Consider the following 13134-nt stretch of genomic DNA (forward strand, 5'->3'; position numbering starts at 1 on the left):
ATGATTAAGGAAAAAGAAAATATAGAAAAACCTGCTTCAGATACTAAATCGCAAGAACCAATGATTGTGATCAAAGACTTGCACAAAACTTTTGGAAAAGATAATAAGATTTTGCAAGGCGTAAATCTTACAGTCAACAAAGGCGAGGATTTAGTGATTTTAGGACGTTCAGGATCAGGAAAATCAGTGACTATAAAATGTATTGTGGGTTTAATCGAACCAGACAAAGGCGAAATAAAAGTTTTTGACGAAAATATACTCAATCTGACAAAGCCGGAACTGAATGCAATAAGAGTCAAAATTGGTTTTTTGTTTCAAAGCGGCGCTTTATACGATTCAATGTCGGTTAGAGAAAATCTGGCTTTTACATTAAAAAAACACAAACGCGATTTAACTCCTGAAGAAGTTGAAAGTGAAGTTATAGAAGCATTGGATAATGTAGGTTTAGCAGATGCAATTGACAAAATGCCATCTGAATTATCCGGCGGAATGCAAAAAAGAATTGGCTTAGCCAGAACTTTAATATTAAAACCGGAAATCATTTTATACGATGAGCCAACAACCGGATTAGACACGATAACATCCAGAGAAATAAGCGAATTAATTCTCGATATCAAACATAAACGCAAAACGACTTCGATCATTATTACGCATGATATGGCTTGTGCAAAACTTACAGCCGACAGAATCATGGTTTTAAAAGATGGAGTAATTCACGCAGAAGGAACGTACGAAGAACTAGAAAAAGACGAAGACGAATGGGTTAGGTCTTTTTTTCAATAATACTAAAAATAAATAATTAGAAATCATGGATAAGCAATCTGGATATACTTGGAAATTAGGAATGTTTGTAACAATAGGATTATTGCTTTTTATAATGGCGATTTACTTTATTGGGAAACAAAAAAATCTTTTTGGTTCAACATTCAACATTACATCTCAGTTCAAAACTGTTAGTGGTTTAGAAGTCGGGAATAATGTACGTTTTTCAGGAATTAATATCGGAACGGTTGAAGAAATTCAACTAATAAATGACTCTTCGGTAGTTGTAAGAATGGTCATTAAAGATGAAGTTCGTGAATTTATTAAAACAGATGCCCGTGCAAGTATTGGTTCTGACGGATTAATGGGCGACAAAGTGCTTACTATTTCCCCAGGAGTAAAATCTACAAAAGTTATAGAAAACGGTGGTGCAATTGCATCAGTTAACGGAATTGAAATGCAGGATTTAATGAAAAGCGTTAAAAAAAGTGTTGATAATGCTGCCATAATAACTGATGAACTTGCCATTTTTAGTCATAGTATGAATAACGGAAACGGGGCTCTTGCCAGATTAGTTCGTGATGATAAAATGGCGAACAGCGTTTCTAACACACTTTCTAATTTAGAATCAGGTACAAAAGGATTCAGCGAAAACATGCAAGCTGCAAAAAGCAATTTTTTACTTAAAGGTTATTTCAAGAAAAAAGAGAAAGAAAAAGAAAAGAAAAAAGAAGAACAGCAGGAAAAAGCTCAAAAAGAAAAAGAAGAGAAAGAAAAAGCAGCAAAAGAGCAAAAGGAAAAAGAAGATAAAGCAAAAGAGGAAAAAGCTAAGGAAGATAAACAAAAGCTCGATAAGCAAAAAGAAGAAGATGCTAAAAAAGCGCAGTCTGCAAAAGGAAAACAATAATAGACTAAAGCCAATAATATGAAAACTTCATATAAAAATATAAGCCTCAAAATTTTAAAAGTAACGGGAATAGTAATAGCAAGTATCTTGCTGTTACTATTTTTGATTCCGCTGCTTTTTCCCGGAACAGTTGCCACCGAAGTAAAAAAAATCGCAAACGAACGTTTGGATTCGAAACTGGATTTTACAAAATCCAGACTTTCCTTTTTTACACATTTCCCATCGCTTACTGTTTCTCTTGACAATTTATCCCTTACAGGTTCCGCGCCATTTAGCAATGATACTCTGCTAAAAGCAGAACAAGTCGCTTTTGGGATCAACCTAAAAAGATTGATTTTTAACAATGAAGTAAAAATTAATAAATTATACGTTTCAAAAGCATTAATCAATATAATGGTGAACCAAAAAGGACAAGCTAATTATAATATTTATGTTGCTCCAAAAGACAAAAAACCAGAAGATCCGAATAACCCTGACGAAGGAACCGCAATCAGGTTAGAACGAATTGATCTTGAAGATTGTCATGTAAAATACAACGACCGTTCTGCCAAGATTATGGTCGATGCAAAAGGTTTTAACTATGTTGGAAAAGGAAATTTGAGCGAAGATATTTTTGACTTAAATACCGATGCCAGAATTGATAATGTCGATTTCTACTACAAGCAAACAGCTTATTTAAGACAAAAAGAACTTCGTGCTGATTTGATTACCAGAATTAATACACATGCACTTTCGTTTATTCTTCAAAAAAATGAATTAAGAATCAATAAATTACCTTTAAAATTTACTGGACTATTTACCATTTTAAGAGATGGATATAAAATCAATATTAAAGCCGCATCTGAAAACACGACCCTGAAAGATTTATTTTCGGTAATGCCACCGGAATATTTAACTTGGATGGATGAAACCGAAATTTCGGGTAAAAGTGATTTGCTTTTTACCTTTAGAGGAAATTATAATGTTGCCAAAAACCAAAAACCGGATCTTGCTTTTAATTTAAAAATTAATGAAGGTGCTATCAATTACCAGAATGCTCCTGCCCCATTAACAGATTTCCAGATGAATCTGAACGCAGTTTTACCGTCACTTGACATAGAAAAACTATTGGTAAATCTGGACACTTTTAAATTTAAAGTAGGTGAAAAAGATTATTTCACCGCTTATTTACGCAGTAAAGGTTTTAACGAAATGACTGTTGATGCAAGTGTAAAAGGCGCATTAGATTTGGCCACAGTTGATGCCGCTTTAGGCTTGACAAGTCTTGAGTTAAAAGGACTTATAAAAACCAATATTCAGGCAAAAGGTATTTTTAGCACCTCTAAAAAACTGTTTCCTAAAACAATTGGCGGAATCGCATTACATAACGGCTGGCTAAAAACTGACTCATATCCCAACCCAATTAAAGACATCACTTTTGTAGCGAATGTTTTAAACAAAGCCGGAACATTTCAGGATTTGATTGTTGCCATTGCGCCCGCTTCCTTTGTTTTTGAAGGAAATCCGATGTATGTAAATGCCACACTTTCTGATTTTAGCGATTTGGCTTATAATGCAAAAATAAAGGGAGAATTAAATGTGGGACGTATTTATCAGGTTTTCTCGCAAAAAGGACTTGACGTAACCGGTTATGCAAAAGCAGATCTTTCGCTTAAAGGGAAACAAAGCTACGCCACAAAAGGACAATATGACAAACTGGATAATCGCGGAACTATCATCTTAAAAAACATAAAAGCAACCTCAAAACTTTTTCCGAAAGCGTTTTTTATCAAACAGGGAAATTTCCGTTTTCAAAATGAGAAAATGTGGTTTGAAAGATTTAATGCTTCATACGGAAAATCTGATTTTGCCATAAACGGCTATTTACTTAATACCATCAATTATTTCCTGGAATCACACGGAACTTTAAGCGGGAATTTCAATATGAAATCAAAACTGATTAATGTTGATGAATTTATGGCGCTTAAAAAAGGAGAAAATACAGATCGAAATATTGAAGTACAATATGCGAGAGAAGATCATCCTAAAATGAGCGGAGTTGTAATTGTACCAAAAAATCTAAATGTTGCGCTTACCGCAAATGCTGATAAAGTTGAATATAACGGATTAGTTTTAAACAAACTTAACGGTAAACTGGGAATTACAAAAGATGGTTTTTATTTGCAAAATACCACTTTTGATATTATCGATTGTATACTTGGAGTTGATGCTAATTATAAAGACGAATCGCCAACATCGGCACATTTTGATGCTCATTTTACTGCCAAAGATTTTAGCGTTCAAAGAGCTTACAAGGAAATTCCGATGTTTCATGATATGGTTTCGGCAGCAGAAAAGGCAGAGGGAATTATTTCTGTCGATTATAATATCAAAGGAGATCTTGACGGAAATATGGGACCAATTTATGAATCTCTTGAAGGTGGCGGAAAAATAAATTTGCGTGATGTAAAAGTAAAAGGATTGAAATTATTTGACGGAATCAGTTCACAAACCGGACAAAAAGGTCTTGATAATCCTAATTTACAAGGAATAGAAATTAATTCAACCATCGATAATAATCTAATTCATATAGAAGATTTCACTTTTAGTGTCGCCAGTTTTAGACCAACCATAAAAGGAACAACAAGCTTTGACGGACTTTTAGATTTACGAATGCGATTGGGATTACCGCCATTTGGAATAATAGGATTTCCAATTGTGATTACAGGAACACATAACGATCCAAAAATTAAAATTTTCAGCAAAACAGGTCAAAAAATTAACGGATCTGTTTATGATGAAAAACACAATAAAGTAATTAAAGAAGAAAAAGTAGTAAACGAAAAAGCTAAAATCAAATGAAAACTAAAAAACAAGGCAAAAGCAGTGCTTTCGAAAAATTCGCAACCAACGTTTCTAAAGCTGCCGGAAGTACAACAGCGTTTATAGGTGCATTTTTAATTGTAGTTGTCTGGGCAATTTCGGGACCACTTTTCGATTACTCAGAAACCTGGCAATTAGTCATTAATACCGGAACTACAATAATTACTTTCCTGATGGTTTTCTTGATTCAGAAAGCACAAAACAAAGATTCGCTTGCTATTCAGTTGAAGTTAAACGAATTAGTAGCTTCAAACGAATACTCCAGTAATAGTTTAGTTGACATTGAAAATATGACTGAAGAAGAAATGATCATTGTTCAAAAATATTATCGCAGACTTAGTGAACTGTCTAAAAAAGACGAAAGCATACGAGATTCGCATTCTTTTGCCGAAGCACAGGACCAACATGAGCGCAAAGACCAAAAAAGAACCAAATCACGCACCAGAAATATCACCAAAAAATGAAACTACGTTCCTCTGAAACTTTTTGGCCCTTAAAAAGCGCCATGAAATACAGTTATCCATCTATAGACGCAGATCTCGAAACCGAGATTTTAATTATAGGTGCAGGAATTACAGGCGCATTAATCGCTTACAAATTAATTTCTGAAGGTAAAAAAGTAATACTAGTTGATCGGCGCGACGTTGCTAACGGCAGCACAGCGGCAAGTACAGCTTTGCTACAATATGAAATTGATGTTCCGTTGCACGAACTCATAAAATTAAGAGGATTAGAATGTGCTGTAGACAGTTACACAAACGGAAAAAAAGCCATTTTTGATTTGCGAACAATTATTGACACCATCAAAAGCGATTGTCAGTTTGAGTTCAAAAAAAGCATTTACTATTGTTCCTTAAAAAAAGACATTCCGTTTTTAAGAAACGAATATAAATGCCGAAAAGAACACGGTTTTGATGTTAACTGGCTGGAAAGATGGCATCTTGAAAAAATGGGATTAAATGCCATTGCCGCAATAGAATCAAAAACAGCTGCCGTTATGGACCCTTATAAATTTGCAAATGATTTAATTCATTACTGCAAAAAAAAGGGAATGCTTGTTTATGACCGAACCAATATTACATCTATCCAAAATCAAAAAGGAAAAACAATAGCCCACACAGAAGATAAATTTACCATAACCGCAGATCACGTAATTCATTGCACAGGTTATGAAAGTACTGAAACTATCACTGAAAAAATAGTAGATTTAAAAAGCACATTTGTAATTGCATCCGAAAGTCAGGAAGTTTTACCGACGGCTTTTAAAAATGCTGTTTTTTGGGATACCTCTCACCCTTATTTATATTTTAGAGTTACCAGAGACAACCGGATTGTTATGGGTGGCGGTGATGAAGAATTCAAAGATGCGATAAAACGAGACAAACTATTGCCTAAAAAAGAGCAATATCTTTTAAGGCATTTTAAAAGAAAATTTCCCAATATTAATTTTAAATTAGATTATTCCTGGGCAGGAACTTTTGGAGAAACCAAAGATGGATTACCGTATTTTGGAAAACAAGATCCCAACAAAAACGAGCATTACGTATTAGGTTTTGGAGGAAACGGAATCACCTTTAGCGTCATAGCAATGAATTCTATTTTAGACTCAATTAATGATAAAAAGAATGCTGATTTGGAGTATTATCGATTTGGACGGTAAGAGATTCTAAGTTACTGAGTTGCTAAGGTTCTGAGTTTTTTTACTTTTTTTTTTAAGGTACAAAGTAGCAAATGTTCAGAAGAACAAAGTCTCAGCTGTATTAAAAGAAACTTTTGATTTGATACGAAATACCTGGTATTATTTGTCATCCCGATTTCTATGATAAAACAAAATCTTTTTTTCAGGAGCTAATCCCGCTCCCGAAGCCTCGGGACGTTTCAATCTTTTGTGGCTCCCGAAGCCTCGGGACCGCCACAAAAGGATTTCCACTTCTATCGGGGCTAGGACAATCATTTCATAACACTATTTTCGTATAGTTTGTCATCCCGAGGAACGAGGGATCTCCGTAAGTAGCTCGACAAAGTTTAGCAAATTTATATTGCGGAGTTTCTTGTGGAGATCCCTCGTTCCTCGGGATGACAAAAATACGCAGAACAACTTAGAAACTTAGCAACTCAGAACCTTAGCAACTTAAATCACCCACTCCATCTGAATATTACAGCGTTTATAAGGCGTTGCTAAACCAAAGACTTTCTGGAAACCCAATTTATTATACAGGTTAATTGCGGGTTTTAGGATTGTATTGCTTTCCAGGTATATTTTGCTTGCGCCTTGTTCTCTGGCGCTATTTACAATTGCCTGACCTAATAAAAAACCAATATTTTTACCTTGTGCTTTTGGGGAAACCGCCATTTTTGCCATTTCAAAATCATAAGTTGGATTGTTCATTTTGATCAGCGCGCAAACTCCAACAGGCTCATTACGGTACAAAGCCACGAAAATTTTTCCGCCTTTGTCTAAAATATATTCCTGCGGGTTATCTAAAGCCTTATAATCCGCTTCCTCCATTTCGAAATAAGTCGAAATCCACTCAACGTTTAATGATTTAAAAGCATCTAGATATTGAGGTTCAAAATCTACTATTTGCACATTCTGGCTTTCACGCTTTTTCTTTTCCTGGTTTACCCTTCTAAATAAACTTTTTTGCTCCAATAAAAATTCCCATTCCTCAAGAGCAGCCCAAAGATTATGGCTTGATTCAGAAATTAAACCATCAACTGCCACTTCAACATCTATCAATTGCAATTTCAATTCTTTCGAAAACTCAATTCCTTGTGATGTCAATCCCACAATATTCCGACGTTTGTCATTACTTTTTTGGCTTTCTTCGATCAATCCTGCAACAATCATTTCCTGCACAATTTTACTTACTGATGGTTGCGAATGACCAATTTCATTTGCAATTTCTGTAATGGTTATTTCCTTTTCTTCTATCAAGGTATAAAAAACCGGAAACCATTTTGGCATAAAATTCATTCCGTACGATTCATATATTTTCGCAGCGTCATCAGTAATAATCGCCGTCATCAAACGTAATCGGCTTCCTAAAGCCACCTTACCTACTTTATTAAAAAATTCCATATATAATTAATTACATAACTAGTTATGCAAATGTAGTTGTTTTTTTAGATACTAAGGTTCTAAGTTGCTAAGTTTTTTGCAAAGATGTCTTTTTTAGGGTTCAAAGGTCCAAAGTGTCAAAGTCGCATAGGTTTTCCGCAGACCGCATAATATTGCGTCTTTTTACGTTAACGGAAAAAGATTGAAAATGACATAAAGGTTATCCGTAGAAGCGCACAGCAGTGCGTGTTTTCTAGATTCATGAAACAAAAGTTTGAAAATGACATAAAGTTTATTCGTAAAGGCGCACAGTAGCGCATCTTTTGGAATAACGATTTTTCATAAAATAATAATTCTTTTGCTACTAATTACAGGATTAAAAAGATTTTAAAATCTACGTAAATATCTATGGAATACAAAAGTCATAGCCCTGATAGAAGCGGTATCCTTTTTATTTTTCTTTAAAAATAAAAAGATACAAGCGGATAGCAGGAAATAGCTCCTTATAAAAATTCTAATACGCTGAATAGATGCATTGCTGTGCGACTCTACGATTAAAATTTAAAGAATATAACAAGAAACCCGCGTAAAATCCGTTTAATCCGTAAAACCCGTGGGCAAATTATACCCAAAAAAAGAGACGCAATCCTGTGCGCCTCTACGATAAACTTTGTCTTTTCAACTGACTTAGCGACTCAGAATCTTAGTAACTCAGCCACTTTATTTAAGCCGTAATAGCTAACGGATTCAAATTGAATTTATATTCTTTTGGAGAACAATTAAATTTTTGTTTGAAGATTTTCGAGAAATAACTTCTGCTTGTAAAACCAATGCAGTAAACGATTTCGGATATATTTAAATCAGAAGTTCTGATTAATATTTCGGCTTTTAAAACACGCATATGAGTGATATAATCATTTACGGTTCTGTTATGAATCATTTTGAAACCTTCCTGTAATTTGTTTGGCGATAAACCTGATTTTTTACTTAACGATTTAATCGTAAAAGCTTCTTCAGGATTTGCTTTAATAGCTTCCGAAAGTTCTTTTATTTCTTCCATTTCACGCAAAGTCAAACAATTTGTATCTTTAGCGCTAATACTTAAATCATCTGTATGTTGTTGAATTTCCATTGCAAGAATTATTCTTAAAATTCCTTCTTTCAATAAATTTCTAACGATTCCGGTTTGAGTAATGGCATTTAATTGTTCGATTTTCTCTGCAATTTTCAAATTATAAGAACCTACATAAAAGAAATCCTGAACCGCATTATTTTCAAAAAAAGTATCTTTAACTTTTTGGTTCAAAGAATGTTTTTGATTTTGATCTGCATTTTGCGTTCCTACAATAATCAAAGTCAATTGAGTGTTTTTTCCTTTTTCAAAGAACAAAACATTATCTTGTTTTTCTTTTGAAGTTACAATTGCAGTCTGAAAAGTTTTAAAACATCTTTCTTCGCCTGTAACACCAAAACTATGAGATAAATTACCTTTAGAACAATAAGCAAAATATATAGGTGATGATTTTGAATTTAAAATATCCATTCGAACATCAACAGAAAATGTCATATCAAATTGAACATAAGAAATATTATCATTAAATGAAGCACCAATTATAGACCCTTTTGCAAAACTATTATTCGTTTCTAGCGTATATTCGTCTAAATCAAAAGTTACTTTTCCTCCAAAGTTTGCATTTAACTCCTCAAAAATATTTTGAGTTTTTTCTGTATTTATAGTAACTATTTTCATTTTGCGCGGATTTAAATTCTACTTAATTTGATATAGATTTTAGATGAAAGAATTCGTTTTATAGTACACGGATTTCCAAAAATCTACGATTCAAAGTTCGGTCAGATGTAAAGCAAAAATGTTATATAATTTTTCTAAATTGTTTTATAATTACTTATGAATAATTATTTTAAGATTTAAATTCTTTACCTTAACTATTGCAAATAATTATTATATGAAAAGTTTTTCTTTTTCTCCAATAGCAAACAAAGATGCGGCCATTTTGATTTTAGGCACAATGCCCGGAACAAAATCGTTAGAACTGAATCAATATTATGGTCATAGTCAAAATAATTTCTGGAAATTTATGTTCGCCATTTTCAAAGAAGATTTCTCAACTAATTATGAAACTAGAAAAGCACTTTTACAAAAAAACAAAATTGCCGTTTGGGACGTTTTACAATTCTGTGATCGTGTTGGAAGTTTAGACAGCGCCATAAAAAATGAAATCGCAAATGATTTTGAAACCTTTTTGGAACAGCATTCAAATATTAAAACCATATTATTTAACGGACAAAAAGCCGCAGCTTTCTTTCAGAAATATGTTCATTTAAAAAATCCATATCGACTAATTACTTTACCATCTACAAGTCCCGCAAATGCAAGTAAAACATATCAGTTTAAATTAGATGAGTGGAATATTATTTCGACATTATAATTAATATACCAAAGTTGAAATCCTATAACATTTACTCTTCAAAATATAACATCTTTTCCTACATGCTGACTAATTTTACCAAAACAAATTAAGCCATGAAACGATGACTCATGCAATTGAGGCTTTTTTTAAGATATTTTAGATATTACTGAGAGAACTTTAATAAGTTTAATTATAAAGGAAACATTGGTTATGTTAGTTTATTTTTGGAAAAAAAGCTATTCTATTTTTTAGGGTAGCTTTTGTTTTTTATACCCATTAAATACAAAAACAGTTATGAAAATTCAAACCTACTACAATCATATACGGTTTTACACACCGCATCATTTTGTTTATTATCCTATTCTTACCATCTTTTTAGCAGCAAGCATTTACTTTGCTTTCACCACACCAGATGCATTAATTTGGTCGTTTATTAGTGTTGGATTTATCTTTTTATTTTGTTTGGCATTTATGTTGCGCCAACATTATTGCTTAATTCTTCAAAACCGAATTGTGCGCTTAGAACTCCGTTATCGCTATTTTACACTTACCGGAAAAAGGCTTGAAGAATTTGAGTACAAATTAACTGACGATCAAATATTTGCCTTACGATTTGCACCAGATAACGAAATACTTCCACTTATCGAAGACGCTCTAAAAAACAACTTAACCGGAGATGCGATCAAAAAAGCAATCGTACACTGGAAAGCCGATTATAACAGAGTTTAAATTCAATATCAAAAATTAATTTCAATGTCAATTATAAAATATGATATAAACTAAATTGAAATTTGATATTGAAATTGCAAGTGATATTGATATTGATATTGTATTTGTAATTTGATATTGAAATTTGATATTGAAATTTGATATTAAAATTTGATATTAAAATTTGATATATGGGCGTGCCACCATTTAAAAAAGGCCCAATAAACATTGCGTTCATTGGGCCTTTCTTAAATACTGTCGGGCTATCCGCGCTACTTCGGTAGCCTGCTCCTATCCCTCACGCGAACCTCGCATTCAAAATATCATTTCTCTAATTTTGTCATTTCGAGGAACGAGGGATCTCCGTTAGTAGCCCGACAAAGATTGGCGAATTTGATTGCGGAGTTACTTGCGGAGATCCCTCGTTCCTCGGGATGACAAAATAGTATGTAAAAAATAAAAAATACGCACAAATGCGCACCTCTACAAGAAACCTTTGAACCTTTGAACCTCAGAACCTTTGAACCCAAAAAAAGACGCACTACTGTGCGCCTCTACAAGAAACCTTTGAACCTTTGAACCAAAAAAAGACGCACTGCTGTGCGCCTCTACAAGAAACCTCAGAACCTCAGAGCCTCAGAACCTTTAAAAAAAACTATTTAACCTCAAACCCTTCCTTCACAATTTCCTTCTCTACTTTATTGATAAGTTTATTTGTTTTTCCGGTTAATCGTTCTTTTTTCCAATCGCCTTTGGCATAAATAAGCATGGTAACAATAGCTGTAATAACAGTTGAAACCGGAAAAGCCCACCAAATCCCGACTGGACCAAGCGATGTATTATGTGATAAAATATATGCTAATGGAAATTGCAAAACCCATTGCGAAACAAGCGTTAAAATCATTGGTAAAGTCGTATTTCCAACCGCTCTAAAAACACCCAATAAACACATTTGAAGTCCCAAAAATCCCCAGGAAAGACACGTTATTCTTAAAAAAGTAGTTCCTCCGTCAATAACTGCAGGTTCATTTGGTACGAAAAAAGCAATTAAATGTGGCGCCAAAGCATACGCAATTATTCCAATTCCGGTTAATAATCCAAAACCCAGATAAGCGCCTAATTTTGCAATTTTACCCGCACGAAGCATATTTCCTGCACCAATGTTTTGTCCTACTAAAGTTGCAATTGCCATAGAAAGTCCCAAAGCCGGAATCATAATCAACTGAATCAAGTTAGAACCCGCTCCGTAAGATGCAACAGTTGTGGTACCAAAATGAACAATTAAAAACGTAATTGCCGTTAATCCCACTGCGCGCATCGATTGTTCTATTGAAGACGGAAAACCAATTTTAAATGCCTTTTTAATATGTTTAAAATCCGGTTTAAAATCTTTCAATTGCAAGTGAATTCCGTGTTTCCCTCTAAACAAAATAGCGAAACCAATTACAATCGCCAGACTTTGTGTTGATAAAGTTGCCAAAGCAGCTCCTTTTACGCCCATTGCCGGAATAAATTTCCATCCAAAAATAAACAATGGATCTAAAGCAAAATTCAGAATTACAGTTCCCAAAACAATATAAACCGGCAAAGTAACACGCCCAACACCTCGCATAACCGATTGGAAAATCATAAAACTAAAACTAAAAACCAGACCTATAAAAGCAATCTGCATAAAACCTAAAGCATCTTTATAAACTGCCGGGGTTACTTTTAGAATTTGTAAAAAATACGGACTCATAAAATATCCAATAATCGATAAAACTATCGATGCCGAAACCACCATCAACAAAGTTTGAGCCGCGACATGATTCACCATTTCCTGCTGGCCTGCGCCAAAATATTGCGCAATTAGTATCGATCCCGCAATTGCCAAACCAGTTCCTAAAGCAATCATCAGGAAAATTACAGGAGTACTCACAGACACGGCTGCAACGGCATCTCCGCCTAATCGTCCTACCCAAAAAGCATCAACTAATTGATAAGCGGCTTGTAGTAAATTAGCAATCATAATAGGAACCGCTAATTTTAATAAAGAAGAAAGTATAGGACCTTCTAATAATTCGTTTTTGTTCATTTTTAAAATTTTATTATATAATATTCTGTAAATTCTTTTGCCTCAGATTTCATCAATTAAAATGATTTTAAAAAAAATAACCTGCGATAATCAGTTTAATCCGTCTAAATCTGTGGACTATTTTTAAAGCGTATCCAATTTATCAGCATAACCTCTAATAGTTTCTAAAGCTTCAATTCTTTCTTTTGCTGAAAAAACAGCCAAAACCTCATCTTCGGATTTTTTCATTAAGGACCTAATAATTTTAGCTAAATCAATTCCTTTATCAGTAAGGCTTACAATATTTTTCCGTTTATCCTCTTTGTCTTTCTGAACCTCAACTAAATTTTTT

The 13134-nt window shown here is 33.7% G+C and carries 11 protein-coding genes; 7 read left to right on the forward strand and 4 right to left on the reverse strand.

Annotated features, from left to right (window positions below):
- From ACHZDT_RS23360 to ACHZDT_RS23380, 5 genes are read left to right on the forward strand one after another with little or no spacing between them, the layout of a single operon-like run.
- Entirely contained in the window at positions 1 to 783 is a 783-nt protein-coding gene (locus ACHZDT_RS23360) for an ABC transporter ATP-binding protein (RefSeq protein WP_394777101.1), read from the forward strand.
- Between the two features lie 25 nt (positions 784 to 808).
- Positions 809 to 1669, forward strand: a complete 861-nt coding sequence (locus ACHZDT_RS23365) for an MlaD family protein (protein ID WP_394777102.1) — start codon at positions 809 to 811, stop codon at positions 1667 to 1669.
- 18 nt (positions 1670 to 1687) lie between these two features.
- Positions 1688 to 4510 (forward strand): AsmA-like C-terminal region-containing protein, encoded by a 2823-nt coding sequence (locus tag ACHZDT_RS23370; protein WP_394777103.1) that lies wholly within the window; start codon positions 1688 to 1690, stop codon positions 4508 to 4510.
- On the forward strand, positions 4507 to 4995 hold the full coding sequence (locus ACHZDT_RS23375; protein WP_394777104.1) for a low affinity iron permease family protein: 489 nt from the start codon (positions 4507 to 4509) through the stop codon (positions 4993 to 4995). Before ACHZDT_RS23370 ends, ACHZDT_RS23375 begins: the two co-directional genes overlap by 4 nt.
- Positions 4992 to 6191 carry an NAD(P)/FAD-dependent oxidoreductase gene (locus tag ACHZDT_RS23380; RefSeq protein WP_394777105.1) on the forward strand — a complete coding sequence of 400 codons (1200 nt, stop codon included), beginning with the start codon at positions 4992 to 4994 and terminating at the stop codon, positions 6189 to 6191. Before ACHZDT_RS23375 ends, ACHZDT_RS23380 begins: the two co-directional genes overlap by 4 nt.
- A gap of 471 nt (positions 6192 to 6662) precedes the next feature.
- On the opposite strand, the gene ACHZDT_RS23385 is transcribed toward ACHZDT_RS23380, so the two are convergent.
- A complete protein-coding gene (locus ACHZDT_RS23385) occupies positions 6663 to 7613 on the reverse strand; it encodes a GNAT family N-acetyltransferase (protein WP_394777106.1) in 951 nt (316 codons plus the stop codon).
- Positions 7614 to 8316: 703 nt separating this feature from the next.
- Positions 8317 to 9342, reverse strand: a complete 1026-nt coding sequence (locus ACHZDT_RS23390; protein ID WP_394777107.1) for a helix-turn-helix domain-containing protein — start codon at positions 9340 to 9342, stop codon at positions 8317 to 8319.
- A 214-nt stretch (positions 9343 to 9556) separates the two neighbouring features.
- Here ACHZDT_RS23390 and ACHZDT_RS23395 point away from each other — a divergent pair, with 214 nt between their 5' ends.
- Positions 9557 to 10039: a DNA-deoxyinosine glycosylase gene (locus tag ACHZDT_RS23395; protein WP_394777108.1), complete on the forward strand. Its 483-nt coding sequence runs from the start codon at positions 9557 to 9559 to the stop codon at positions 10037 to 10039.
- 276 nt (positions 10040 to 10315) lie between these two features.
- Positions 10316 to 10750, forward strand: a complete 435-nt coding sequence (locus ACHZDT_RS23400; RefSeq protein ID WP_394777109.1) for a DUF6526 family protein — start codon at positions 10316 to 10318, stop codon at positions 10748 to 10750.
- 634 nt (positions 10751 to 11384) lie between these two features.
- On the opposite strand, the gene ACHZDT_RS23405 is transcribed toward ACHZDT_RS23400, so the two are convergent.
- Together ACHZDT_RS23405 and ACHZDT_RS23410 are read right to left on the reverse strand one after the other, a co-directional pair.
- Positions 11385 to 12803 (reverse strand): MATE family efflux transporter, encoded by a 1419-nt coding sequence (locus tag ACHZDT_RS23405; RefSeq protein WP_394777110.1) that lies wholly within the window; start codon positions 12801 to 12803, stop codon positions 11385 to 11387.
- Between the two features lie 123 nt (positions 12804 to 12926).
- On the reverse strand, positions 12927 to 13134 hold a 208-nt coding region (locus ACHZDT_RS23410; RefSeq protein WP_394777111.1), incomplete at its 5' end, for a hypothetical protein.

This window comes from Flavobacterium sp. (genome assembly GCF_043722275.1).
GTDB lineage: Bacteria > Bacteroidota > Bacteroidia > Flavobacteriales > Flavobacteriaceae > Flavobacterium.